26 protein-coding genes are annotated in these 23,557 nt (G+C 66.0%); 18 read left to right on the forward strand and 8 right to left on the reverse strand.

Features of this window, described 5'->3' with window-relative positions; all coding sequences use genetic code 11:
• From FRZ44_RS08390 to FRZ44_RS08420, 7 genes are read left to right on the forward strand one after another with little or no spacing between them, the layout of a single operon-like run.
• Positions 1-1,119, forward strand: a complete 1,119-nt coding sequence (locus tag FRZ44_RS08390) for an ABC transporter ATP-binding protein (RefSeq protein ID WP_151176764.1) — start codon at positions 1-3, stop codon at positions 1,117-1,119.
• On the forward strand, positions 1,112-2,173 hold the full coding sequence (locus FRZ44_RS08395; RefSeq protein WP_151176765.1) for an ABC transporter ATP-binding protein: 1,062 nt from the start codon (positions 1,112-1,114) through the stop codon (positions 2,171-2,173). The genes FRZ44_RS08390 and FRZ44_RS08395 overlap by 8 nt, the downstream gene beginning before the upstream one ends.
• Positions 2,163-2,795, forward strand: a complete 633-nt coding sequence (gene dhaL / locus FRZ44_RS08400) for a dihydroxyacetone kinase subunit DhaL (protein WP_151176766.1) — start codon at positions 2,163-2,165, stop codon at positions 2,793-2,795. Before FRZ44_RS08395 ends, dhaL begins: the two co-directional genes overlap by 11 nt.
• Positions 2,792-3,202, forward strand: a complete 411-nt coding sequence (gene dhaM, locus FRZ44_RS08405) for a dihydroxyacetone kinase phosphoryl donor subunit DhaM (RefSeq protein WP_225308599.1) — start codon at positions 2,792-2,794, stop codon at positions 3,200-3,202. Before dhaL ends, dhaM begins: the two co-directional genes overlap by 4 nt.
• Positions 3,199-3,507: an HPr family phosphocarrier protein gene (locus tag FRZ44_RS08410; protein WP_225308600.1), complete on the forward strand. Its 309-nt coding sequence runs from the start codon at positions 3,199-3,201 to the stop codon at positions 3,505-3,507. Before dhaM ends, FRZ44_RS08410 begins: the two co-directional genes overlap by 4 nt.
• Entirely contained in the window at positions 3,491-5,098 is a 1,608-nt protein-coding gene (ptsP, locus tag FRZ44_RS08415; RefSeq protein WP_151176767.1) for a phosphoenolpyruvate--protein phosphotransferase, read from the forward strand. Before FRZ44_RS08410 ends, ptsP begins: the two co-directional genes overlap by 17 nt.
• The gene (locus tag FRZ44_RS08420) at positions 5,091-5,537 is read left to right on the forward strand and encodes a hypothetical protein (RefSeq protein WP_151176768.1); all 447 of its coding nucleotides are present in this window, start codon (positions 5,091-5,093) and stop codon (positions 5,535-5,537) included. The genes ptsP and FRZ44_RS08420 overlap by 8 nt, the downstream gene beginning before the upstream one ends.
• A 126-nt stretch (positions 5,538-5,663) precedes the next feature.
• Here FRZ44_RS08420 and dhaK read toward each other — a convergent pair whose 3' ends face one another.
• Together dhaK and FRZ44_RS08430 are read right to left on the reverse strand one after the other, a co-directional pair.
• Positions 5,664-6,656, reverse strand: a complete 993-nt coding sequence (gene dhaK, locus FRZ44_RS08425) for a dihydroxyacetone kinase subunit DhaK (RefSeq protein WP_151176769.1) — start codon at positions 6,654-6,656, stop codon at positions 5,664-5,666.
• Positions 6,657-6,826: 170 nt separating this feature from the next.
• Positions 6,827-8,020: a CBS domain-containing protein gene (locus FRZ44_RS08430; RefSeq protein WP_225308601.1), complete on the reverse strand. Its 1,194-nt coding sequence runs from the start codon at positions 8,018-8,020 to the stop codon at positions 6,827-6,829.
• Between the two features lie 54 nt (positions 8,021-8,074).
• Here FRZ44_RS08430 and acsA point away from each other — a divergent pair, with 54 nt between their 5' ends.
• The 5 genes from acsA to FRZ44_RS08455 are packed head-to-tail and all read left to right on the forward strand — an operon-like array spanning position 8,075 to position 13,284.
• Positions 8,075-9,835: an acetate--CoA ligase gene (gene acsA, locus FRZ44_RS08435; RefSeq protein ID WP_151176770.1), complete on the forward strand. Its 1,761-nt coding sequence runs from the start codon at positions 8,075-8,077 to the stop codon at positions 9,833-9,835.
• A 44-nt stretch (positions 9,836-9,879) separates the two neighbouring features.
• The gene (gene pdhA, locus FRZ44_RS08440; protein WP_263641912.1) at positions 9,880-10,830 is read left to right on the forward strand and encodes a pyruvate dehydrogenase (acetyl-transferring) E1 component subunit alpha; all 951 of its coding nucleotides are present in this window, start codon (positions 9,880-9,882) and stop codon (positions 10,828-10,830) included.
• Positions 10,827-11,834: an alpha-ketoacid dehydrogenase subunit beta gene (locus FRZ44_RS08445; protein WP_151176772.1), complete on the forward strand. Its 1,008-nt coding sequence runs from the start codon at positions 10,827-10,829 to the stop codon at positions 11,832-11,834. The genes pdhA and FRZ44_RS08445 overlap by 4 nt, the downstream gene beginning before the upstream one ends.
• Before the next feature lie 14 nt (positions 11,835-11,848).
• Positions 11,849-13,033, forward strand: coding sequence for a dihydrolipoamide acetyltransferase family protein (locus FRZ44_RS08450; RefSeq protein ID WP_225308694.1), 1,185 nt, complete (start codon positions 11,849-11,851; stop codon positions 13,031-13,033).
• A complete protein-coding gene (locus FRZ44_RS08455; protein WP_151176774.1) occupies positions 13,030-13,284 on the forward strand; it encodes an acyl carrier protein in 255 nt (84 codons plus the stop codon). The genes FRZ44_RS08450 and FRZ44_RS08455 overlap by 4 nt, the downstream gene beginning before the upstream one ends.
• 54 nt (positions 13,285-13,338) lie before the next feature.
• Here FRZ44_RS08455 and FRZ44_RS08460 read toward each other — a convergent pair whose 3' ends face one another.
• The 6 genes from FRZ44_RS08460 to FRZ44_RS08485 form a co-directional block, all read right to left on the reverse strand.
• Positions 13,339-13,617, reverse strand: coding sequence for a hypothetical protein (locus FRZ44_RS08460; protein WP_151176775.1), 279 nt, complete (start codon positions 13,615-13,617; stop codon positions 13,339-13,341).
• Positions 13,618-13,670: 53 nt separating this feature from the next.
• Positions 13,671-14,066, reverse strand: coding sequence for an HPF/RaiA family ribosome-associated protein (locus tag FRZ44_RS08465; RefSeq protein WP_191908484.1), 396 nt, complete (start codon positions 14,064-14,066; stop codon positions 13,671-13,673).
• Between the two features lie 177 nt (positions 14,067-14,243).
• Positions 14,244-14,966, reverse strand: a complete 723-nt coding sequence (locus FRZ44_RS08470; RefSeq protein WP_191908485.1) for a Crp/Fnr family transcriptional regulator — start codon at positions 14,964-14,966, stop codon at positions 14,244-14,246.
• 168 nt (positions 14,967-15,134) lie between these two features.
• Entirely contained in the window at positions 15,135-15,506 is a 372-nt protein-coding gene (locus FRZ44_RS08475; RefSeq protein ID WP_191908486.1) for a response regulator transcription factor, read from the reverse strand.
• Between the two features lie 106 nt (positions 15,507-15,612).
• The gene (locus FRZ44_RS08480) at positions 15,613-16,242 is read right to left on the reverse strand and encodes a response regulator transcription factor (protein ID WP_191908487.1); all 630 of its coding nucleotides are present in this window, start codon (positions 16,240-16,242) and stop codon (positions 15,613-15,615) included.
• Entirely contained in the window at positions 16,232-17,350 is a 1,119-nt protein-coding gene (locus FRZ44_RS08485) for a PAS domain-containing sensor histidine kinase (protein WP_151176779.1), read from the reverse strand. Before FRZ44_RS08485 ends, FRZ44_RS08480 begins: the two co-directional genes overlap by 11 nt.
• Before the next feature lie 384 nt (positions 17,351-17,734).
• Between FRZ44_RS08485 and FRZ44_RS08490 the strand changes: the two genes are divergently transcribed.
• The 6 genes from FRZ44_RS08490 to FRZ44_RS08515 all read left to right on the forward strand — a co-directional run bounded on the left by FRZ44_RS08490 (position 17,735) and on the right by FRZ44_RS08515 (position 23,548).
• A complete protein-coding gene (locus FRZ44_RS08490) occupies positions 17,735-18,886 on the forward strand; it encodes an acyl-CoA dehydrogenase family protein (RefSeq protein WP_151176780.1) in 1,152 nt (383 codons plus the stop codon).
• 2 nt (positions 18,887-18,888) lie between these two features.
• Complete coding sequence (locus FRZ44_RS08495) at positions 18,889-19,920, forward strand: enoyl-CoA hydratase/isomerase family protein (RefSeq protein ID WP_225308695.1); 1,032 nt, start codon at positions 18,889-18,891, stop codon at positions 19,918-19,920.
• A 22-nt stretch (positions 19,921-19,942) separates the two neighbouring features.
• Positions 19,943-20,836, forward strand: coding sequence for a 3-hydroxyisobutyrate dehydrogenase (gene mmsB, locus FRZ44_RS08500; RefSeq protein WP_151176782.1), 894 nt, complete (start codon positions 19,943-19,945; stop codon positions 20,834-20,836).
• Positions 20,837-20,977: 141 nt separating this feature from the next.
• Complete coding sequence (locus FRZ44_RS08505) at positions 20,978-21,679, forward strand: DUF502 domain-containing protein (RefSeq protein ID WP_151176783.1); 702 nt, start codon at positions 20,978-20,980, stop codon at positions 21,677-21,679.
• Positions 21,680-21,687: 8 nt separating this feature from the next.
• Positions 21,688-22,896 carry a Na+/H+ antiporter NhaA gene (gene nhaA, locus FRZ44_RS08510; protein WP_225308603.1) on the forward strand — a complete coding sequence of 403 codons (1,209 nt, stop codon included), beginning with the start codon at positions 21,688-21,690 and terminating at the stop codon, positions 22,894-22,896.
• Positions 22,897-22,993: 97 nt separating this feature from the next.
• Complete coding sequence (locus tag FRZ44_RS08515; RefSeq protein ID WP_151176784.1) at positions 22,994-23,548, forward strand: EF-hand domain-containing protein; 555 nt, start codon at positions 22,994-22,996, stop codon at positions 23,546-23,548.
• The last annotated feature ends 9 nt before the right edge of the window (positions 23,549-23,557 follow it).

Below are 23,557 nucleotides of genomic sequence, written 5' to 3' on the forward strand. Positions count from 1 at the left end.
ATGGCCGAGATCCGCATCGAAAACCTGCATCGGCGCTTCGGCGACTTCGTGGCCGTGCGCGATTCCAACCTGACCGTCCGCAACGGCGATTTCTTCGTGCTGCTGGGCCCCTCCGGCTGCGGCAAGACCACCACCCTGCGGATGATCGCGGGCCTGGAGATCCCGACCTCCGGGCGCATTCTTCTCGACGGCGAGGACGTGACTTTCCTGCGCGCCTCGAAGCGCGACATCGCCTTTGTGTTCCAGCTCTTCGCCCTCTATCCGCACATGAATGTGGGCCAGAACCTGGCCTTCCCGCTCAAGAGCGAGGGCGTGGCGCGTGCCGAGATCAGGAAGCAGGTCGCCGAAGTGGCGAGGCTCCTGCGCATCGAGCATCTGTTGAAGTCGCCGGTCGGGCGGCTCGCGGGCGGCGACCGCCAGCGCGTGGCGCTGGGGCGCGCGATCATCCGCCGGCCCAAGGCCTTCCTGATGGACGAGCCCCTGGGCACGCTCGACGCCGAGTTCCGCGACCTGATGCGCGAGGAGCTGCGCCAGCTCCATGACCGGATCGGCGCCACCACGGTCTATGTCACGCACGACCAGATCGAGGCCATGTCGATGGCCGACCAGATCGCGGTCATGGACAAGGGCGAGATCCTCCAGGCCGGCCCGCCCAACGAGGTCTATCAGCGCCCGGCCACCATGTTCGTCGCGGGCTTCATTGGCAGCCCGGCCATGAACTTCCTGCCCATCTCGGGACCGGTTGCGGCCGGGGCGCAGACGGTGGCGGTCAACGGCGCCAACGTCTCGATCCCGAAGCTGCATGAACCATTGGCGCATGATCGCGGCGTGCTGGGCGCAAGACCGGAGCATCTGGAGCTGGCCGATGCGGCGGCCTTCCGCGGCCGCGTCTTCGGCGTCGAATATCTGGGTGCGCGCCAATTGGTCACGGTGGATAGCTCGGCCGGCCGTATCAAGGTGAGGGCGGCCAATACGGGGCGGGCGAAAGTGGGCGATACGGTGGGAATCGAGTTCCGGAGCGAGGCGCTGGTGCTGTTCGACGGGCGCACCGAGCGCGCGCTCGCCAGCGACCTCATGAACGGCGCGCCGCTCGCGAGCCGGAGGGCGGCCCATGGCTGAGGTCGTCCTCAACCAGGTCACCAAGAAGTTCGGGCCCGTCACCGCGGTCCGCGATCTGTCGCTGACGGTCGCCGACAGCGAGTTCGTGGTGCTGCTGGGCCCGACCGGCGCCGGCAAGACCACGACCTTGCGGCTGGTCTCGGGGCTGGAGCGTGCCGAGGCCGGCTCGATCTCGATCGCCGGGATCGACGTGACGAGGCTGGAGCCGGCGGCGCGCGACGTCGCCATGGTGTTCCAGCAGTTCTCGCTCTATCCGCATTACACCGTGTTCGACAATCTGGCCTTTCCGCTGCGTTCGCCCTTGCGGCGCCTGCCCGAGCCCCAGGTCGAGGAGCGGGTGCGCGCCGTGGCCTCGCTGCTGCGGATCGAGCCCAAGCTCAAGAACAAGGCGACCCATCTCTCCGGCGGCGAGATGCAGCGTGTCGCGATCGGCCGCGCGCTGGTGCGCGAACCGGCCGTGTTCCTGATGGACGAGCCGCTCTCTTCGCTGGATGCGAAGCTGCGCGCCGACCTGCGCATCGAGATGAAGCGCATCCAGCTCGATCTCGGCGCCACCATCCTCTATGTGACCCACGACCAGGTCGAGGCCATGACCATGGCCGACCGGATCGGCGTGTTGCGCGAAGGGGCGCTCGTGCAGATCGGCACGCCGCGCCAGATCTATGCCGAGCCCGACAGCCTCTATGTCGCCAACCGCCTCGGCTCGCCGCAGATCAACGAGCTTCCGGTGGGATCGCTCGGCATCATGGACGGGCCGGCGGGTGCCGCCACCATCGGCGTGCGGCCCGAGGATGTGGTCCTGGGCGGGGGCGGCGGGGCGGGCCGGGTCCTGACCGTCGAGCCGCTGGGTGCGGAGACCGTAATCCTGCTCGAGGTGGCGGGCTCGCGCGTCCATGCGCTGGCGGGACCGGGTCCGATGCTCCGCCCGCAGGACAGCACCACGGTGCGGGTCATTCCGGGCACCACCCTGTTCTTCGATCGCGAGGGCCGGCGCCTGCCTTGGGCGGCGCGCAGCGAACGGCCCGACCGGGGAGAGCTGCGCCATGGCACATGAATTGACCGGACGCCTGGTCGACGCCGCGGTGACGACGATCCGCAACCATGCCGACGAGCTGACCGGCCTCGATCAGGCGATCGGCGACGGCGATCATGGCATCAACATGAAGCGGGGCTTCGACGCCATCGCCGAGGCGGCCGAGATCAGGACACTGCCGCTGGGCGACGCGCTGCAGAAGGCGGGCATGACCCTGGTCATGAAGGTCGGCGGCGCGTCCGGGCCGCTCTTCGGCAGCCTGCTGATGGCGATGGGCAAGGCCGTCGTGGGTGACCCCACGCAAGGCGAGCAGGTCCAGGCGATGCTGACCGAAGGCATCGCGGCAGTGAAGAAGCGCGGCAAGTCGGATGTGGGCGAGAAGACCATGCTGGACGTGCTGGTGCCGGTGAGCGAGGCGCTCGCCGGCAAGCTGTCGCGCCATGCGCCGGCGGCCGAGACGATGGCAGGCCTGCGCGCCGCGGCCGATGCCGCGCTCGAGCGCACCAAGCCGATGAAGGCCACCAAGGGCCGCGCTTCCTTCCTGGGCGACCGGTCGATCGGCCATCTCGATCCGGGCGCCCGCTCGAGCCAGTTGTTGATCCATGCGGTGTGCGACGCGGTCGCGGAGTCCTTGAGAACATGAAACGCGCGGAAAGCATGACCGATCGGGTGGGCATCGTGGTGGTGTCCCACTCGCATGAAGTCGCCAAGGGCACCATCGACATGGTGCGCCAGATGGTCGGCAACGAGATACCCATGGCCTTCAGCGGCGGCAACCCGGCCGGCGGGCTCGGCACCGACGTGGCCTCGATCCTGGCCGCGATCGACAAGGCGTGGTCGCCCAAGGGTGTCGCGATCCTGGTCGATCTCGGCGGGGCGGAGAGCAACAGCGAGATGGCGATCGAGATGCTGCCCGAGGACCGCCGCGACAAGGTCGTGGTCTGCAACGCACCGATCGTCGAAGGTGCGGTCATGGCCGCGACCGAAGCCGCGGGCGGCGGCAGTCTGCAGGCCGTTCGCGCCACCGCCGAAGAACTATCGCCCCGATGACGGTCCCGAGAACCACGATGCCCGACGCCACCGAACGCTCGATCCTCATCACCCATCAGGTGGGCCTGCATGCGCGGCCGTCGGTGAAGCTCACCAAGCTCGCCAAGAGCTTCGAAGCCGATATCCGGGTGCGCGGGGAAGGGGCCGAGGATTGGGTCGATGCCAAGAGCATCGTGCGGGTGATGGGCCTCAAGCTTCGCATGGGCACGACCATCTTCTTCAAGGCCGATGGACCGGATGCCAGCCAGGCGCTGGAAGCGCTGGTCGGCCTGGTCGAGCGCGATTTCGATGAGCACGCGGCCTGAACGGACCTTCCCGGCCCAGGTTGCGTCCGAGGGATTGGCCATCGGCCGGATCGCGCTGCGGCGCATGCGGACGCTCACGGCGGTCCCCAGGGGAACGCCCGAGCAGGAGAGCGCGCGGCTCGACGCCGCCTGCCTGGCGGCGGCGGCGCAGCTGGAGCGGTTGATCGGAGGCGCGGAGGAAGAGGCCGCGTCCATCCTCGAGTTCCAGGCGGCGCTGCTGGCCGACGACGAACTGCTCGATCCCGTGCGCCAGCGCATCGCGGCCGGGGAAGCCGCCGCGGTCGCCTGGCAGCAGATGATGGACAAGCAGGTGGCGGATTATCAGGACGCCGAAGACGAGTATTTCCGGGCGCGGGCTCTCGACATGGCCGATCTGCGCGACCGCGTCGCGGAGCAGCTCGCGGGCGGCGGCGATGACGATGCGGCGGCCGAGGCGGGCGCCATCTATGTCGGTGCCGATCTCGCCCCGTCGCGCTTCCTGGAGCTCGATTGGGAACGCTATCGCGGCGGTGCCGTCGTCCGGGGCAGCAGCGCCAGCCATGTGGCGATCCTGGCCCGGGCCCGCGGCGTGCCGCTGGTGGTGGGGTTGGCCGCCAACGAATCCATGCTGGTCGACGGCGCCGAGGCGATCCTCGATGCCGAGGCCGGGCAACTGATCCAGGACCCGTCGGCCGAGACCCGCGCCCGCTATCAGCGTCGCGCCGCCGAGCGCACGGCGGAGGCCAAGCTGCAGGCGGTCTATCTCGGCAAGCCCGCCATGACCCGCGCGGGAGAGCCGGTCCTCACCTACATCAATGTCGACGATCCGCATGCCTTGCCTGCGATCGATCCGGCGACTTGCGACGGGGTGGGGCTGACCCGCACCGAGTTCCTGTTCTCGGGCGAAGGCGGCCTGCCGGGCGAAGGACGTCAGTTCGGCGCCTATAAGGCCCTGCTGCAATGGGCGAAGGGGCGGCCGGTCACCATCCGCACCCTCGATGCCGGCGGTGACAAGCCGATCCCGGGATTGACTCCGGATGGCGAATTGAACCCATTCTTGGGTCTGCGCGGCCTGCGGCTGTCGCTGGCGCGCCCCGATGTGTTCCGGGTCCAGCTTCGGGCCCTGGCGCGCGCCGCGGTCGAAGGCAATCTCAAGGTCATGCTGCCCATGGTGACGCGGCCCCAGGAACTGGAAGCGACCCGAGCCCTGTTCGAGACGGTGGTGGCGGAGCTCGCCGCCGAAGGAACGGCGGCGGCGATGCCCCGGCTCGGCATGATGGTCGAGGTGCCGGCGGCCGCCCTCAATATCGCCGCCTTCGACGCCGACTTCTTCTCGATCGGCAGCAACGATCTGGTGCAATACGTGACCGCGGCGGGCCGCGACTGCGATTCCGTGCGCGATCTCTACGATCCGCTGGAGCCGGGCGTTCTCGAGCTCATCCGCCGCGTCGCGCAGCATGGCAGGCTGGTGGGTCGCGAGGTCAGCCTCTGCGGCGACATGGCCTCGGATCCGAAATATCTCCCGGCCCTGCTCGACACCGGCCTGCGCGCGGTGTCGGTCGCGCCGGCGCGCCTCGCCCGCGCCAAGGCGCAGATCGCCGCCTATGGCTGACGATCAGCGCAACAGCCGGGGGGCACCGGCACGCGAGGAACGGGTCGCGGCCTATAAGCGGCTGCTGCAGGAATATCTGGACCGGCGTCCATCCGGCATGCGCCTCCAGATCGCGCGCGCCATGGGCAAGCATCGCAGCTTCGTCTCGCAGATCACCAATCCGTCCTATTCGATCCCGATCCCGGCGCGCCATCTCGAGACCATCTTCCGCATCTGCCATTTCTCGCCGGTCGAGCGAAAGACCTTCCTCGCCGCCTATGGCGAGGCCCACCCGAACCAGTCGGCGGAGAAGGGGACACCCGCGCGCAAAGCGTCGGGTGCCAGAAAGCTCGAGATCGAGCTCCCCAGCAGCGGCGACGCCAGGTTCGACGAGGCGGTCGACGAGATCGTCAGGCAATTCGCGAAGCAGATCGCGAAGCTGGGGCAGAAGCGGGGGTAAAATCCTATCGTCACCCCCGCGAAAGCGGGGGCCCAACTCGATCCAGCGGCGTCGGTTGAAGGATGGTTCCCCGCTTTCGCGGGGATGACAACTTTTTGTTGGGCGAATGAGATCTTTGGAACGGTCTCACACGCCCCAACGCAGCGCCGCCGTGTGCACCGGGTGGTCCCACAGCTTGATCAGCTCGTCGTCGAGCGCCACGAGAGTGAGAGAGCAGCCCTGCATCTCCAGGGACGTCACGTAATTGCCGACCAGCGAGCGGGCGATCTTGATGTTCCTGGCCTCGCAATAGCGCCGGGCCGCGTCATATATGAGATAGAGCTCCATCGAGGGTGTGCCGCCGAAGCCGTTGACGAAGAGGAGGTGAGGGGCACCCGCCTTGGGCTTCAGGTCGCCATCGATCGCGCTCATCAGCGTATGCGCGATGGCATCGGCCTTCTCGAGCTTGACCCGCTTGCGGCCGGGCTCGCCATGGATACCCACACCCATCTCGACCTCGTCCTCGCCGAGCTGGAAGGTGGGCTTGCCGGCGGCGGGCACGGTGCAGCTCGTCAGCGCCACGCCCATCGAGCGCGTCGCCTTGTTGACCCGCTCGCCCAGTGCCTTGCAGGCGGCGAGATCGGCGCCCTTGTCGGCCGCGGCCCCGACCATCTTCTCCACCACGACCGTGCCGGCGACGCCGCGCCGGCCGGTGGTGTAGGTCGAATCCTCGACCGCGACGTCGTCATTGGTGACGACCGTGGCCTGGTCGCCGCTGATCATGTCGGCGGCCATCTCGAAATTCATCAGGTCGCCGGAATAGTTCTTCACGATGAAGAGCACGCCGGACCCGCCATCGACGGCCTCGGCCGCGGCCACCATCTGGTCGGGGGTGCAGGAGGTGAAGACCTGGCCGGGGCAGGCGGCATCGAGCATCCCCTTGCCCACGAAGCCCGCATGGAGCGGCTCATGGCCCGAGCCGCCGCCGGAGATGAGCGCGACCTTGCCCTTGACCGGGGCGCCGGCGCGCGCGACGAAAGTCGGATCCATCCGGACCCGGACGATATCGTGATGGGCCGCGCCGAAGCCGCGCAGGCTTTCGGTCAGCACCTGATCGACGCTGTTGATGAATTTCTTCATGAGCGATTCTCCCCGGCTCTGCGGCTGTCTGCCTGATTGAAGGCGATCGGCGGACTTGCGGCTCGAATACTAAACTAAACTAAACTTCGCGCCAACCTGCAGCATAGCCGAGGATGGGGGATCGGGGGGCCCCAGCCCCAGCCGATCCGGGGTGGCCGCGCCTCGGGCGCTCATTCCCCCCAGGCGACGAAGAGGCCGATATCGCCGGGCATGCCGCCGGGGAAATCGAGCACGCGCGCCGACAGATGGAAGCCCTCGGGCTTCAGATCCTGCTCCCACCAGAGGTAGATCTCGGCGGCTTCGCCGCGCAGCGTTTTCGGCCAGCCCTTCTCGGCGACATTGATCGCCCGACCGCCGTCGCTGCAGAGCTGGCTCGGGAAACGAAGCAGCAGAAATTCGGTTTGCCCGCGCTCGGCCGCCTGGTGGGCATGCTGCAGCAGCGTTCTCCAGCCCTCGTTCGAGATATGCTCATCCAGGAGCGCCCGCATGCGTTGCCGGCGCTTCGTCGTGTCGGCCAGACGCGATTCCTGGCGTTGCCGGAGCTGCATCTCCTTGAAGTCCTCGGCCAGGTGCCGGAAATGACGGGCCGTCAGCGCATCCGCTTGCGCCCCGGGGGCGGCGGAGGGCGGTCCGCGGTCTGGCGCGGGAGTTGCGTCCGGCTTGTCGTGGCGTGGGACCGGCGTCGGTTCGCGGGGCGCGCGACTGGTATGCGCGGCTGCCGCCGCTCCCTGGTTCTCGGACGCCATGGCCCTCACCAGGTCGGCGCGGCTCACGATTCCGACCATGCGGCCCTCCCGCAGTACCGGCACGCGCTTGAACCCGTGATCCGACAGGATCCGTGCTATCTCCGCGACAGGCGTGTTCTCGTCAACCGTGACGATCGGGGAGGACATGACATCTGCGGCTGTCTGCGGCGAAGCCTGGACCGTCGCGAGAAAGTCCGGATGAAGCGCCTCGCCCTCGGCAAACAGCGTCAGCCACCAATCGCGGCGAGCCTGCCGTTCGGCGTCCTTGCGGCCGATGAGGTCGCCCTCGCTGACCATGCCGATCGGGACACCCGCGCCATCGACGACAGGCACGGCGCTGATGCCGTTGCGGAGCAGGAGCAGCGCGATGTCCCGAACACCGGCGCCGGGAGTCACCGACAGGACGTCGGTCGTCATTATGTCATGCGCGTTCACGATTTCTCCCTCGGCGGCCTGCGTCCGGATCCGCGGGCGGCGTGAGAGGACAGGGATGCGTGAGCCACGGATCGACGGCCGGTACGGCTCGATCCGTGTCTGACATCCCCGGCTCCTGCGGATCCAACTCTTTCCTGCGAAGACTAGGACCTGGCTCGGGTAGGCGACGTTGATCGAGATCAAGGCGGAACTCTTGACATCCGCGCAGATTTTAATAAGGGGGCCATGGAGCAGGCGATGCCATTCGCCACGATCAGCAAACCGCCACCGTCTGGAGTGTCGCCACGGCTGGCCGACTATGAAGGCGCCTGCCGGGATTTTTCCTGGGTGGCCGCGCGGGCCATGTTGAGCGGTCTGCCCGGCGGCGGGCTCAACATCGCCTATGAGGCGGTCGACCGCCATGTCCGGGCCGGGATGGGCAGCAAGCTGGCCCTGCGCTGGATCGGCAAGGACGACCGGATTCAGGACTTCAGCTACGAGGGGCTGCGCCGGGCCACCAATCGCTTTGCCAATCTTCTGGTCCGGCTCGGGCTGAAGCCGGGCGAGCGCGTCTTCACCTTGCTGGGCCGCCAACCCGCTCTCTACATCGCCGCGCTCGGGAGCGTGAAGGCGGGGTGCGTTTTCTCGCCCCTCTTTTCCGCCTTCGGGCCGGAGCCGGTGGAGGCGCGCCTGTCGAAGGGCGACGGCCGCGTCCTGGTTACTACCGAGCCGCATTATCGCAAGAAAGTCGCGCCCATCCGCGACCGGCTGCCAGGGCTAAGGCACATCGTGCTGGTCGGGGAGCGGACCGAAGCTGTTTCAGGCGGATCGCTCGACTTCGACGCAGCGTTGGCGGTCGAAAGCGAGGATTTCGCGATCGTGCCGACCAGGCCCGACGACATCGCCTTGCTCCATTTCACCAGCGGGACGACCGGCAAACCCAAGGGCGCGCTTCATGTGCATGAGGCGGTCGTTGCGCACCATGCGACCGGTCAGTACGCCCTCGATTTTCACGGCGACGATATCTTCTGGTGCACGGCCGATCCGGGCTGGGTGACCGGTACTTCTTATGGAATCATTTCCCCGCTGACCAACGGTCTGACGATGATCGTGGACGAGGCCGAGTTCGACGCCCTGCGCTGGTTCCGGATCCTCCAGGAGCAGAAAGTCACGGTCTGGTATACGGCGCCGACGGCAATCCGGATGCTGATGCGATTGGGTCCGAAACCGGCGGAGGGTTTCGACCTGTCGCGGCTGCGATTTCTCTCCAGCGTCGGCGAGCCGTTGAACCCGGAAGCGGTGGTGTGGAGCCTTGGCGCCTTCGGCCGGCCGTTTCACGACAATTGGTGGCAGACAGAGACGGGCGGAATCATGATTGCGAACTATGCCGCCATGAACATCAAGCCGGGCTCGATGGGGCGCCCATTGCCGGGAATCGAAGCGGCGATCGTCGAACGCGCCGGAGACGGTGAGCTACGCGAGGTGACCGCGCCCGACACCCTCGGCGAACTGGCCTTGAAGCGCGGATGGCCCTCGATGTTTCGCGGTTATCTCGGCGAGACGGAACGCTATGAGAAATGTTTCGTCGGAGATTGGTATCTCTCGGGCGATCTCGCGACCCGCGACAAGGACGGATATTTCTGGTTCGTCGGCCGCTCGGACGATGTCATCAAGTCCGCCGGCCATCTGATCGGCCCGTTCGAGGTCGAGAGCGCCTTGATGGAGCACCCCGCGGTCGTGGAGGCGGCGGTCATCGGCAAGCCGGATCCGATCATCGGCGAATCGGTCAAAGCCTTCGTTGTGCTCAAGCAAGGTCACGAGGACAGCGTCGCGCTGCGCAAGGAGCTGCTCGGCTTTGCGCGCATCCGTCTTGGGGCCGCAGTGGCGCCGCGCGAGATCGATATCAAAGCAGGACTGCCCCGGACCCGAAGCGGCAAGATCATGCGCCGCCTGCTCAAGGCGCGCGAGCTCGGCCTGCCCGAGGGCGACCTCTCGACGCTGGAAAGCGATACGCGATGACGGCATCGATGCCCCCCAAGACTCATTTAAGCCGAGCCCACATCTTGTCGCTGACGAAGGAGATGTTGCGCATCCGTCGTTTCGAGGAGAAATGCGCCGAGCTCTACACGCAGGAGAAGATCAGAGGGTTCCTGCATCTCTATATCGGCGAAGAGGCGATTGCGGTCGGAGTCAACCAGGCGCTGGCTCCCACCGACGCGATCGTCTCGACCTATCGGGAACATGGCCATGCGCTGGCGCGCGGAATCAAGATGGGCCCGCTCATGGCCGAGATGTACGGCAAGCGCGAAGGCTGCAGCCGCGGACGCGGCGGGTCCATGCATGTGTTCGATGCGGCAACGCGCTTCTATGGCGGCAATGCCATCGTCGGCGGCGGGTTGCCGATCGCGGTGGGGTTGGCGCTGGCGGACAAGATGCACAACAGAGCCAATGTGACGGTCTGCTTCTTCGGCGAGGGTGCGGTCGCGGAAGGCGAGTTCCACGAGAGCATGAACCTGGCGGCCCTCTGGCAATTGCCTGTGCTGTTCGTCTGCGAGAATAATCTCTATGCCATGGGAACCGCGCTGGCCATCTCGGAATCCGAAACGGACATCCACCGCAAGGCGGAGAGCTATCGCACGGCATCGACCGCAGTGGACGGCATGGATGTGGTCGCGGTGGAAAGTGCGACCCGCGGCGCGCTCGAGACGATTCGCAAAGGCGGCGGCCCGGCCTTTCTCGAATGCCGGACCTATCGGTTCCGGGCCCATTCTATGTTCGACGCCCAGCTCTACCGGCCCAAGGCGGAGGTGGAAGCGTGGAAGAAACGCTGTCCGATCGAGCGTCTGGAAAGATGGGCGGTCGAGGCCGGCATCCTCCATGAAAGCGATCTCGCGTCCGTCGATGCGGAGGTCGCACGAGAGGTTCAGGACGCAGTGGCGTTCGCCGAGGCCGGCAGCTGGGAGCCGGTAGCGGACCTGTTGCGCGATGTGCAGACGCCCGGGATTGTGCCATGACGCAAACCGCAGCCGCGGGCTCCGGCAACGCGACCACCACCTATCGCGAGGCGGTGCGGGCGGCCATTCGCGATGCCTTGCAGCGCCTGCCGCAGGCGTTCCTCATGGGCGAGGATGTGGGCCGCTATGGCGGCTGCTATGCCGTCAGCAAGGGGCTCCTGGACGAATTCGGGCCGGAGCGCATCCGGGATACGCCGCTCTCGGAGGCAGGCTTCGTCGGCGCTGGCATCGGTGCCGCCTTGGGCGGCATGCGGCCGATCGTCGAGGTGATGACGGTCAATTTCAGCCTGCTCTGCCTCGATCAGATCCTCAACAGCGCCGCGACCATCCGGCATATGTCGGGCGGGCAATTCTCGGTTCCTCTCGTGATCCGGATGGCGACGGGGGCGGGCCGGCAGCTGGCGGCGCAGCATTCCCACTCGCTCGAGAACTGGTATGCGCATATTCCCGGTCTCCGCGTGCTGGCGCCGGCGACCGTCGAGGACGCCCGTGGCATGCTCTGGACCGCCCTCCTAGAGCCGGATCCGGTCCTGATTTTCGAGAATGTCATGCTCTACAACATGACGGGCTCCTTGCCCGAGAACGCAGGCGCTGTCGAAATCGACAAGGCGGCCGTGCGGCGGCCGGGGCGCGATATCACCCTCGTCACCTACGGCGGCTCGCTCTGGAAGACGCTGTCCGCCGCCGAGCAATTGGCCGGTCTCGGCATCGACGCGGAGGTGATCGATCTGCGTTCCCTGCGCCCGCTCGACGATGCGACCGTGATGGCCTCGGTGCAACGGACGCGTCGCGCCGTGATCGTCGATGAGGGGTGGCGCACCGGCAGCCTGGCCGGCGAGGTGGCGGCGCGGATCATGGAGCAGTGCTTCTGGTCGCTCGACGCGCCGGTCGGACGCGTCTGCACCGCCGAGGTACCGATTCCCTATCCCAAGCATCTTGAAGACGCAGCCCTGCCTCAGCCCGATAGAATTGTCGCGGCGGCGCGCGCGGCCGTGGGGCGCTGATGGGCCTCTTCCGGATGCCATCCCTGGGGGCGGACATGGAGGCGGGCACCCTCGTCGAGTGGCTGAAGAAGCCCGGCGACAAGGTTGCGAGCGGCGACATCCTCGCCGTCGTCGAGACCCAGAAGGGCGCGATCGAAATCGAGACTTTCGAGGCGGGCGTCGTCGACCGGCTCATGACGGAGGTAGGCCAGACGGTTCCCGTCGGAACGCCCCTGGCGATGATCCGCGCGGAAGGCGAGAAGGCGATGCCGGAGCCGCCACTATCGCCCGCAATGGCCAAGGCGTCGCCGGCGGCTCCGCCAGCGCCGGTGGCGGAGCGCCCCGCTGTCCTCGCTGCCTTGCCCAGCGGCGAGATCAAGGCATCGCCCGCCGCTCGGAAATTCGCGGCCGAGCATGGCCTCGATCTGTCCGGAATCGAAGGCAGCGGTCCGGAGGGGGCCGTGGTCTTTGTCGATGTCGAGGCGGCCCTGCGTCGTGCCCCGGCGGGACCGGCGGCCAGGACCGTCGTCGCTCCCGAGCCGCAAAAACCGAGCGGCCCGGAAGGCATGCGCATGGCGATCGCCGCTGCCATGGCCCGGTCGAAACGTGAGATCCCCCACTATTATATCGGCCACGCGGCCGACATCACAGCCAGCCTCGACTGGCTTGCAGCGCGTAATGCCGATCGCGCGCCGGCAGACCGCCTGCTGTTCGGTGCCTTGCTTTTGAAGGCAGTGGCGAAGGCCCTTCGCCAGTTTCCGGAGTTCAACGGATTCCACCGGGACGGCCGTTTCGAACCGTCCAGAGCCATCCATGTCGGCATGGCGGTCGCCTTGCGGGGCGGCGGTCTGATCGCACCTGCCATCCATGACACCGACCAGCTTCCGCTGGATCGGCTCATGGGACAAATGCGCGATCTCGCCAATCGGGTCCGCGCCGGCCGGTTTCGCAGCTCCGAGATGGCCGATCCGACGGTGACCTTGACCAGCCTCGGCGAACGCGGCGCCGATTGGGTGATGCCGGTCATCTACCCGCCGCAGGTGGCCATCCTTGGCGCCGGAACGCCCGCGGTGGAGCCCTGGGTGGTGGAGGGGAAGGTGGTGCCGCGGCAGATCTGCCATCTGACGCTGGCCGCGGACCACCGCGTCAGCGACGGCCATCGGGGCGCATTGCTCTTGCGGGCGATTGCGGACCTTCTACGGGCCCCGGAGCAGCTATGAACCGTGACGAGATCAAGGCCGCCCTGCTTCAGCAGATCGGCAATATCGCGCCCGAAGCCGATTTGTCGAAGCTCGATCCTGCTGTCGATTTTCGCGAGGAGCTCGACATCGATTCGATCGGCTTTCTCAACCTTGTCATTGCGCTGGCGGAGCAGCTGAAGATTCCAATTCCGGAGAAGGACTATGCCCGTCTTCGGACGATCGAAAGCGCCCTCGGCTACCTGACAGCGGCGAGGCAGCGGATCACCTGACGTTGCCTGCGGACTCCGCACCGATAGGGGAGCCAGAGTTTCCGGCGAACGATATCAGAGCGTCCTGGGCCGATCCTCGACGCCGACGAAATTGGGGTCGGCCACCAGGATGTCATACACGGCCTCTGCCCGAAGCGAGAGCCCATGGGCATCCGGTCTCGGTTCATCCGCCTCGGCACCGGCCTGGCGGGCGGCCTGCTCGATTTCGGCATAGCTCGCGCCCGTCTTGGCGATGGCCGCAATGACGGCGTCCTCCAGATCCCCCACCAGGGAAACGATTTCGTCGTGACTCAGGCGCGTACGCCGCGGCGGCGCTGCTGATTTTTTCGGCATGCTGGGCACCCTATCTCTACGCTTGAGGACCGCGCCACGAGGGCAATGCGGCATTAAGTCTCCGGCGGGCCGTGCAGTGCGCGGCGGTTGGACCGTGAGTCCGCGACGGTCTTCACTGTCGCATCCGGTATCCTGCCTTCCTGGCGTGCGCGGGCAGAGGCCTCGAGGCGATGCGTCAAGCTCTCAAAAGCCTTCTTGACGGCAAACAGAGCGCTGGCCCGTGGCCGGCGTTCCTTGATCACGATTTCGCCGCTCGGCAGCGCTGCACGAATGGTGACATGGTGTGGAAGCGTGCGATCCAGATGCTGCCGGGGCGACTGCACGACCACCTGGCAGCGCTCGATTCGTTGGTCGAAGCGATCGAGCTTGTCGACATAGTCCTCGATCCGATCGCGGACACGAAACGAAGGTCTCATATTGCGAAACACGATCTCGATCTGCGTATCCATCGGTGACATCGCCATCGCTGAAGGGAAACCGACCAATATGATAATAATGCTTCGCGCCAGCCGATCTTTGATTCAGATCAAAATTGAACAAAACGGGCTCAAATCGTCGCTCCGGGCGCAGAGGCGGGCCAAACCGGCCTGAATCGGGTGATCGGGCGACGACCGCCCGGGCGGCATTCAGGCCGCGATCCGGCGTGCCCGCGACGGCGGAACATCCTGCTCGAATTCGTCATGGTCCGACAGCCCGGCCTCTTCGGCCAGACGATCGAGATCCAGCACCTGCAATCGACGTTCGCGCAGCACCAGGATGCCGTCCTTCCTCAAGCCGGAAAGGCAGCGGCAGACGGTCTCGCTGGCCAGACCGAGCGCGTCCGCCACATGGCTCAGCATCAAGGGCAGATCGAGCGTCTTCATATCGACCTTGCCGTCCGCGCGCTTCAAGCGCTTCACCAGCTCCAGAAGCAGGTGGGCGGTTCGTTCACGTGCGGTGCGGCGCCCCAGGCTGGTGACATGCTCGAGGGCCCGGGCCTCGACGGCGGCGAGCATCCGCACGAGCGACACGCCCAGCGCCGGCTGCCGGCCGATGCTGTCGAAAAAGGCGCCACGCGAGTAGCTGGCAAAGCTGCAGGCCGTCAGGGTCTCGACCCCATAAGACGCCGCCTCGACGACGCCCAGCCCGACCAGGTCGCCCGGCAGAACGAAATCCAGAATCTGGCGGCGCCCGTCCTTCATATCCTGGCAGAGGAAGGCCCAGCCTTCCCGAAGAACGTAGACGCTGTCGACCGGGTCATCCTGCAGAAACAGCGATTCCCCGGGCTCGAGATGCCGGATCTTCGCCGCTCTGCCCTCGGGCAGATGCGCGTTCATCGACCTGAGATCGGTCGCCGAGCTACCGGGCATGTAGCCGACCGGCTCCCGGTTCGAAATTTGCTGCCGGTGTGTCGCGCTGCCTGTTACTGAAATCATGATGCACCTCCAGTTGGTTCCGATCAGCAGGCTCGGGTGAGCCAACTCTGTCGGAACCGTGGGGGCGGGGAAATCCGTGGCTAATACTTAGGTATTATCTACCTAGGCGCGAGCGGAGCCGTCGAGGGCCTTGATAAGGCTCGCGAACTCGATGGGCTTGTCCAACAGGGTCAGGGTGCCCAGGCTTGCGGCCTGGAGGCGGACGGCGCGATCGGACCGGGCCGTCATCAGGATCGTGGGAAAGGTCCGGCCATCGGCCGCCAACCGCTCCAGCAGCTCGAAACCGCTCATGCCGGGCAGATGGAGGTCGAGAATCAGGCACAGCTTGGCGTCTCCCGGCGACCAAGCCAGGAAATCCTCGCAGGTTTCGAAGGTTTCGACATCGAAGGACTCGAGCTCCAGCAGGATCCGAAGGGAATCCCTGACGGCCTCGTCGTCGTCGATGACACAGATTGTCCGGCCCGTGCGACCCATGAATCCCACCAGTTCCTCCGGCGATCTGACCGTATCCAATTTGGAGATGCGTTGATCTAGGTCATCCGCATGTCCAGGGGGCCGGCATCGCAGTTTCATGCCGACTTTATTCACCGGTATCGCGCTTGGTTCCGGCCGCGGCCGACAGACTGATGAGGTCCGCCACGCTGGTGGCTTCAAGTTTGGCCATCAGGTTGGCGCGGTGAATTTCGACCGTTCTCGGGCTGATCTCGAGTTCGGCCGCGATCTGCTTGTTGGTCCTGCCCATGGCCAACTGCTCGAACACTGCAAGTTCCCGCGGCGTCAGGTGGTCCAGACGGGCCCTGGCCCGGCAGCGCTCCTGGGTCGAGGCGCTCGCCCTTGCCGAGATATCCAGGGCGCGGTCGACGAGCGCAAACAGCCGGTCGGGATCCAGGGGTTTCTCGAGAAAATCGAGGGCGCCTGCCTTCATGGCCTCGACCGCAACGGCAACCTGACCCATGCCGGTAATCATCAGAATGGGCATGTCCTGAAATTTCTCGGACATCCGCCGCAAGAGGGTCAATCCGCTGGCACCGGGCAGATTGACGTCCAGCAGGAGGCATCCCGCGGACGGCGGTGCCTCCAAAAAATCCACGAATGTCTCGGCCGAAGGGAACGACAGGGCGCGATATCCGTGAGATTCGAGCAGCGTCACCAATGAATCGCGAACGGCTCCATCGTCATCGACGATGAAGACAATGGAGTCAGGAGCCACCGTTCCCGTTCCCCTCGCCGATCGGCAGCGTCAGATGAAAGGTCGCGCCGGCGCCTGCATTGTTCTCGAACCAGAGCGTGCCGCCGTGGTTCTCTATGATGGTGCGGCTGATCGAGAGGCCCACGCCGAGGCCTTCCGCCTTCGTCGTCACGAACGGCATGAACAACCGGCCGGCGACTTCGGGCGACACGCCGGGTCCGGTGTCGGCGATGCTGACCGTCACCTCTTTGACATCCGCGCTCGTGGTCAGCGTCAGCTTCCGGCGCGTCATCCCTTCCATGGCATCGACGGCGTTGCGGATCAGGTTGATGATGACCTGCTGAATCTGGATCTTGTCGATGGTCACCGGGGGAATGTCGGCATCGCGCTCGAATTGCACATCGACGTTCTTCTCCTTCATTCCGATGAAGGCGAGCGCCGCGGCCTCGTCGATGGCTCGGTTGATATCGTGGGTTTCGCGTTCCGGTTCGCGCCGCTGAATGAAGTTCCGCAGATGCCGGATGATATCGCCGGCCCGCATGGCTTGCTCGGCTGTCTTGGTCAGAACGTCGAATGCCCGCTGGCGTTGCGCGGCATCGCCTTGCAGAAGCCGCTGCGCCGAAAGCACGTAGTTGTTGATGGCCGTCAAGGGTTGATTGAGCTCATGGGCCAGCGCCGAGGCGAGATCTCCCATGGCGCTGAGGCGGGACACATGGATCAGGTCGGCCTGAACTTCGTGGAGTCGCCGCTCGATGGCCTGGCGCTCTGAAATGTCGCGGATCAACCCGGCGAAGACCGGTTGACCGTCCATCGATGCTTCGCCCACGGCCAGTTCCATCGGAAAGGTGCTTCCGTCCTTGCGCTTCCCAACGACGATGCGGCCGATGCCCAGGATCCGCTTTTCGCCGGTTGCGAGGTAACGCGAGAGATAGCCATCATGCTGCTCCCGATAGGGCGCAGGCATCAGACATTTGACGTTCTTGCCGATGACCTCGTCCGCGCGATAGCCGAACATACGCTCGGCGGCCGGGTTGAAAAAATCGATGATGCCGTCCCGGTTGATCGTGATGATCGCATCGGGGACAGCATTGACGATGGACTGAAGGCGCGGCGCTAAATCCTCAACCACGATTGTGAGCCCCGATGCCCGTCTTGCGTTCGACCGAATGGACCCTCCGCCGATTGCGGGCGAAGACGGCTCGTTTCATTGCGTCGATCCACCCGGGTAGAGTATCGCCTATTCCATGACCTGCGCCAAAACTACAGGGGCCCTCCGTTCACGGCAATGTTGTGTCGGGGCCGTCGGCCTCGGGAGGGTTCTGACCGCGTCGGAACACGGTGCCGGCCGCATCAGGCGCGAAGAAAAAGCCCAATAAATCGGGCCAGGCCTTCCTTGCTCCGATAATTGGCACATTTTCTTTACGTGATTGTAGATTTGCAGGGGGACGGCGCGACGATGCAAGACGCGCCTAAAGCGAGGATACTCACGGGCAGGATTTCGAGAGGCCGGGACATGGACCTGTATTTGACAGATGAACTGAAGGCCATCCAGGAGACCGCACGGAACTTCGCGCGGACCCGCCTGGCGCCCCATGCCGCGAGCTGGGACGAACAGAGGATCTTCCCCGTCGACGAGCTCCGGGAGGCCGCTTCCCTGGGTCTGGCCGCGATCTATGTGGACGAGGAGTTCGGCGGTTCCGGCCTCAACCGGCTGGCGGCGGCGCTCATCTTCGAGGAGCTCTCGGCGGCCTGCGTCTCGACCGCGGCGTTCCTTTCGATCCACAACATGGCGAGCTGGATGGTCGATCGCTTCGGTTCGCCGGAGCAGCGCCGGCGCTATCTGCCCGACATGACCCGCATGGCGAAGATCGCCAGCTACTGCCTGACCGAGCCCGGCTCGGGATCGGACGCGGCGGCGCTCAAGACCAGGGCCGTGCGCGAGGGCGATCACTACCTGCTGAACGGCGGCAAGGCCTTCATCTCGGGCGCCGACCGCTCCGATCTCTATGTCTGCATGGTGCGCACCGGCGTGGACGGGCCCAAGGGCATCTCCTGCCTGATGATCGAGAAGGGCACGCCCGGTCTCTCCTTCGGCAAGCAGGAACGCAAGCTGGGCTGGAACTCGCAGCCGACCGCGATGCTCATCTTCGAGAACGCCCGCGTGCCGGTCGCCAACCGCCTGGGCGAGGAGGGGCAGGGCTTCTCCATCGCCATGGGCGGGCTCGACGGCGGACGCATCAATATCGGCGCCTGCTCGCTGGGGGCGGCCCGGACCTGCCTGGAGCTCGCCCGCGAGCATGTCGCGAGCCGCAAGCAGTTCGGCCATGCCCTGAACGAATTCCAATCGGTCCAGTTCAAGCTCGCCGACATGGCGACCGAACTCGAGGCGGCGCGGCTCATGATCCGCAGCGCCGCGGCCAGGCTCGACGCCAAGGATCCGGAGGCAACCGTCTACAGCGCGATGGCGAAGCGCTTCGCCACCGATGCGGGCTTCGCCATCTGCAACGAGGCGCTGCAGCTCCATGGCGGCTATGGCTATCTCAAGGATTACCCGATCGAGCGGTTCCTGCGCGATGTGCGCGTCCATCAGATCCTCGAGGGCACCAACGAGATCATGCGCGTCATCATCGCGCGGCGTCTGATGGCGGGACTGGCGCTCGCTTGACGATGCCGCAGAACGACGTCGTCCTGACCCGGAAGGGCCGGCTGGGGAAGATCCTCCTGAACCGGCCGAAAGCGCTGAACGCGCTGACCCATGGCATGTCGCTTTCGATCGAAGCCGCCTTGCGGGAATGGGCGGACGACGGCGGCGTCGAGGCCGTCGTCATCCGCCAGGCCGGGGACCGGGCCTTCTGCGCCGGCGGCGATGTCCGCCAGTTCCCGGAGAAGGGGGCGGCCTTCATGCACCAATATTGGCGCGACGAATATCGTCTCAACGCCCTGATCCGCCGTTACCCGAAGCCCTATATCGCCTTCGTCGACGGCATCGTCATGGGCGGCGGGGTCGGGGTCTCGGTCCATGGCAGCCATCGGATCGTGACCGAGCATGTCGCCTTCGCCATGCCGGAGACGGCGATCGGGTTGGTGCCCGATGTCGGCGCTTCCTATGTGCTGCCACGGATGCCGGGGGAGATCGGGCTCTTCCTCGGCCTGACCGGCACGCGGCTGGGAACGGCCGACGCCATGGCGGTGGGTTTCGGCACGCATCATCTGCTGCGCGCCGATCTCGATCATGTCGAAGAAGAATTGGCGAATGCGACCGACGGCATCGATGCGGTGCTCGACCGCTATCGTCAAGCGGCGGCGCCGGCGCCGATCCTGGCCCGGAGGAGCGAGATCGACCGGCATTTCGGACAACCGACGCTGCGCGACCTGGTGCGGAGCCTGGCCGAGGATACCTCCGATTTCGCGACGGCGACGGGCGCCGCCCTGGCGACCCGGTCGCCGACCGCGCTCGCGCTCACCTTCCGGCTGATGCGCGAAGGCCGTCGCAAGAGCTTCGAAGATTGCGTCCGCATGGAATGGAACATCGTCAGCCGCATGGACGAGCATTCCGACTTCGCCGAGGGAATCCGCGCGCTGATCGTCGAGAAGGACAACAAGCCGCGCTGGAATCCCTCGCGCCTCGACGTGGTGGACGAGGCGACCGTGGCCCGCTATTTCGAGCCGGCGGCGGGCCCGCCGCTCGATCTCAACTGACGACTGACAACGGAGGCCTCCCATGACCAGCATCGGCTTCATCGGCACCGGCAATATGGGCGGCCCTATGGCCCGCAACCTGCTGAAGTCGGGCTTCAAGCTCCACGCCTTTGACGTCGTCGCGTCCTCGCTCAAGGCGATCGTGGACGCCGGCGCCGAGGCTGCGGGCTCGGCCGTCGAGGCGGCCGCGACGGCGGACATCGTCATCACCATGCTGCCGGCCGGCAAGCATGTGGCGAGCGTCTATCTCGGCGATGAAGGCATCATCGCGGCAACCAGACCCGGCACCTTGCTGATCGACTGCTCCACCATCGATGTGAAGACCGCGCGCGACGTGGCGCGGTCGGCGCAGAACAACGGCAAGACGATGCTCGATGCGCCGGTCTCGGGCGGCACGGCCGGCGCGGAGGCGGGGACCCTGACCTTCATGGTCGGCGGGCCGGCCGAGGGTTTTGAGAAGTCCACGCCTATACTCGAGAAGATGGGCCGGACCGTCGTCCATACGGGGGCTGCCGGCACGGGCCAGGCGGCCAAGATCTGCAACAACATGATCCTCGGCATCTCGATGATCGCCGTGGGCGAGGCCTTCGTGCTGGCGGAGAAGCTCGGGCTCGATGCCCAGAAGCTGTTCGATGTCTCCTCGAAATCCTCGGGCCAATGCTGGTCGCTCACCAGCTATTGCCCGGTGCCGGGTCCCGTGCCCACCTCGCCGGCCAATCGCGACTACAAGCCGGGCTTCGCCGCCGACCTGATGCTGAAGGACCTGTCGCTTTCGCAGGAGGCTGCCATGCAGGCGGGCGTCGATACGGCGCTGGGCTATCAGGCCACGCTGCTCTACGAGGCCTTCGCGAAAGCGGGCGAGGGCGGCACCGACTTCTCCGGGATCATCAAGATGATCCGGGCCAGGCAGCGCTAGGGTCGGCGGCACGCGCGAACGTCCGATCGTGGGTTTTCCTCCCTGGCGTCGCGGTCTAGACTCACGATTCGATGTCGGCCGCCGCGACTCGGTTCTGGAGTCGCCGCGGGCCGGCGTCCGCGAAGGAAAAGAATCGGGCCGATGACGCCGAAGAAGCCGATCCGGTCGACGGGGCGCTACCTGATCGTCGGTCTCCTGACCGCCGCGCCCCTCACCGTCACCTGGATCATTCTCCAGTTTCTGTTCGAGAATCTGTCGCGGGTGGGGCGGCCCTGGGCCAACGCGCTGGCGCTCGGGATCGGGCAGCGCTATCCGGACCTGGCGAATTGGCTCGAGGAGCCGGTCGTCCTGTCGATTGCGGCGATCGCGATCGTTCTGCTGTTTCTCTATCTGCTGGGCTGGGCCGCGACCAAGGTGTTCGGCCGGCGCATCATTCACTTCTTCGAATATCTGATCGGACGCATTCCGTTCGTCGAGACGATCTATCGCAGCATCAAGCGGCTGCTGACTGTCATCGACCAGAGCGGCACGAAGGGGCAGCAGGTGGTGCTGATCGATTTTCCCTCCTCCGACATGAAAGCCGTCGGGCTGGTCACCAAGATCATCCAGGACGCCGACAGCGGCGAGGAGCTGGCGGCGGTCTATGTGCCGACCTCGCCCAACCCGACCTCGGGCTATGTCGAGCTCGTTCCCGTCAAGGACATCGTCTTTACCGACTGGACCGTCGACCAGGCGATGGCCTTCATCGTCACCGGCGGCACGACCTCGCCGGACCGCGTGCATTATCATCGGCGCGGACTGCCCAAGGCGGCGGACGCGCCGCCTTCATCCGAGCCCCGGTGAGATCCGCGATGGCCAGCCCGTCCTACCCGGTCAGCATGATCCGGGATTTCCTGAAGCTCGAGGCCGCCAGCGGCATCATCCTGGTGGCGACCGCGGTGCTGGCGATGATCGTCGCCAATTCGCCGCTGGACGGCCTCTATGACGCGCTGCTGAACCTGCCGGTCTCGCTCCAGTTCGGCGCTCTCGTCCTCGCCAAGCCGCTCCTGCTCTGGGTCAATGACGGGCTGATGGCGGTCTTCTTCCTGCTGATGGGGCTCGAGATCAAACGCGAGCTCGTGGTCGGCGAGCTCTCCTCGTGGAACAAGGCCTCGCTGCCCGGCTATTGCGCGCTGGGCGGCATGGTCGTGCCAGCCCTGATCTACTATTTCCTGAACGCTCACGACACCACGGCCCTCCGGGGCTGGGCCATTCCGACCGCGACCGATATCGCCTTTGCTATGGGCGTGCTCTCGCTGCTGGGCTCGCGGGTGCCGGGCGCACTCAAGGTGTTCCTGCTGGCGCTCGCGATCATCGACGATCTCGGTGCCATCATCATCATCGCGGTCTTCTATACGGCCGATCTCTCCTACGTCTCGCTGGGGCTGGCAGGGCTGGGGCTCCTTGTGCTTTTGGCGCTGAATTTTCTCGGCGTGCGGCGCCTGGCGCCCTATCTCTTGATCGGCGTATTCATCTGGGTCTGCGTGCTGAAATCGGGCGTGCATGCGACCCTGGCCGGCGTCGCGGTCGCCATGTTCATTCCGGTCCGCGCCTCGTCCGGATCGGACGAGGCGGAATCGCCGCTGGAGCGGCTCGAACATATGCTGCTGCCCTGGGTCAGCTTCGCCATCATGCCGAGCTTCGCCTTCGCCAATGCCGGCGTCTCCTTCGCCGGCGTCACGGCCGCCGATCTGACGGCGCCGCTGTCGGTCGGTATCGCACTGGGACTCTTCGTCGGCAAGCAGATCGGGGTCTTCGGCGTCGGCTGGCTCGCGGTCAAGATCGGCTTATGCCGCAGGCCCGAGGGGTTGAGCTGGGCCTCGTTCTATGGCGTGTCGCTGCTTGCCGGGATCGGCTTCACCATGAGCCTCTTTATCGGATCGCTCGCCTTCGACGACCTCGCCCATGCGACGGCGATCCGGCTTGGCGTGTTCGCCGGATCGCTCGTTTCCGCGGGGAGCGGTTATTTCTGGTTGCGGGCGGTGACGGGGCGGTCGGTCGCCGGCCGCGCGGGAGCTTGAGCGGCCGCTCCGGAACATCCGGCCCCGAAAAGTCGGATTGCCGGTTTTGGTCCCGCTGCCCTATTCTGAGTGCCAGGGCAAAAGGGAACCAATTGCAATGACCAGGCAAGATCGACGCGGCGGCCGGGGCGCGGCCGCGTTCATGGGATTTATGGTACTGCTGCTTTCGGGTTGCGGCACGCCGCAGCTCGCGCAACCGCCCTCCTATCCGAACTTCACCCAAGCCGACCTCGATCACGACCATGTCGTGACCCAGGAGGAGTGGCTGCAGGCGGGTCTGCACCAGTTCGATACGCTGGATACCAACCATGACGGCAAGATCGACGCCGCCGAGATCGAGGCCGCGCGCCAGACGCTCGACCGGAACCATGACGGCACCGTCACCACCGACGAGGTCATCCCGCCTTTCGCCGCCTATGACACCGACAAGGACGGCACCGTCAGCCCGGCCGAGTTCAACAAGGGGCTGGTCCAGGACCTCGGCGGCACGCCGGGCGCCACCGAGGTCTACCGCGACCAGCTGGTCAAGCAGATCAACAGCCAGTTCAAAAAGGCCGACAAGAACAACGACGGCCGTGGCGCCTATGACGACCTTTACAATTACGGGCCCACCTCGACGGTCTTCGAGTTTCCGCTCTATTCCTTCTATTGAGGGACGGGG

This window comes from Hypericibacter terrae (assembly GCF_008728855.1).
Taxonomy (GTDB): Bacteria; Pseudomonadota; Alphaproteobacteria; order Dongiales; family Dongiaceae; genus Hypericibacter; species Hypericibacter terrae.

Bases quoted from the DNA above. Each gene is read 5' to 3' on its own strand.
- FRZ44_RS08390 (WP_151176764.1), top strand. From the start codon at position 1: ATGGCCGAGATCCGCATCGAAAACCTGCATCGGCGCTTCGGCGACTTC.
- FRZ44_RS08395 (WP_151176765.1), top strand. From the start codon at position 1,112: ATGGCTGAGGTCGTCCTCAACCAGGTCACCAAGAAGTTCGGGCCCGTC.
- dhaL (WP_151176766.1), top strand. From the start codon at position 2,163: ATGGCACATGAATTGACCGGACGCCTGGTCGACGCCGCGGTGACGACG.
- dhaM (WP_225308599.1), top strand. From the start codon at position 2,792: ATGAAACGCGCGGAAAGCATGACCGATCGGGTGGGCATCGTGGTGGTG.
- FRZ44_RS08410 (WP_225308600.1), top strand. From the start codon at position 3,199: ATGACGGTCCCGAGAACCACGATGCCCGACGCCACCGAACGCTCGATC.
- ptsP (WP_151176767.1), top strand. From the start codon at position 3,491: ATGAGCACGCGGCCTGAACGGACCTTCCCGGCCCAGGTTGCGTCCGAG.
- FRZ44_RS08420 (WP_151176768.1), top strand. From the start codon at position 5,091: ATGGCTGACGATCAGCGCAACAGCCGGGGGGCACCGGCACGCGAGGAA.
- dhaK (WP_151176769.1), bottom strand. From the start codon at position 6,656: ATGAAGAAATTCATCAACAGCGTCGATCAGGTGCTGACCGAAAGCCTG.
- acsA (WP_151176770.1), top strand. From the start codon at position 8,075: ATGCCATTCGCCACGATCAGCAAACCGCCACCGTCTGGAGTGTCGCCA.
- FRZ44_RS08445 (WP_151176772.1), top strand. From the start codon at position 10,827: ATGACGCAAACCGCAGCCGCGGGCTCCGGCAACGCGACCACCACCTAT.
- FRZ44_RS08450 (WP_225308694.1), top strand. From the start codon at position 11,849: ATGCCATCCCTGGGGGCGGACATGGAGGCGGGCACCCTCGTCGAGTGG.
- FRZ44_RS08455 (WP_151176774.1), top strand. From the start codon at position 13,030: ATGAACCGTGACGAGATCAAGGCCGCCCTGCTTCAGCAGATCGGCAAT.
- FRZ44_RS08460 (WP_151176775.1), bottom strand. From the start codon at position 13,617: ATGCCGAAAAAATCAGCAGCGCCGCCGCGGCGTACGCGCCTGAGTCAC.
- FRZ44_RS08465 (WP_191908484.1), bottom strand. From the start codon at position 14,066: ATGGATACGCAGATCGAGATCGTGTTTCGCAATATGAGACCTTCGTTT.
- FRZ44_RS08470 (WP_191908485.1), bottom strand. From the start codon at position 14,966: ATGCCCGGTAGCTCGGCGACCGATCTCAGGTCGATGAACGCGCATCTG.
- FRZ44_RS08475 (WP_191908486.1), bottom strand. From the start codon at position 15,506: ATGGGTCGCACGGGCCGGACAATCTGTGTCATCGACGACGACGAGGCC.
- FRZ44_RS08490 (WP_151176780.1), top strand. From the start codon at position 17,735: ATGGACCTGTATTTGACAGATGAACTGAAGGCCATCCAGGAGACCGCA.
- FRZ44_RS08495 (WP_225308695.1), top strand. From the start codon at position 18,889: ATGCCGCAGAACGACGTCGTCCTGACCCGGAAGGGCCGGCTGGGGAAG.
- mmsB (WP_151176782.1), top strand. From the start codon at position 19,943: ATGACCAGCATCGGCTTCATCGGCACCGGCAATATGGGCGGCCCTATG.
- FRZ44_RS08505 (WP_151176783.1), top strand. From the start codon at position 20,978: ATGACGCCGAAGAAGCCGATCCGGTCGACGGGGCGCTACCTGATCGTC.
- nhaA (WP_225308603.1), top strand. From the start codon at position 21,688: ATGGCCAGCCCGTCCTACCCGGTCAGCATGATCCGGGATTTCCTGAAG.
- FRZ44_RS08515 (WP_151176784.1), top strand. From the start codon at position 22,994: ATGACCAGGCAAGATCGACGCGGCGGCCGGGGCGCGGCCGCGTTCATG.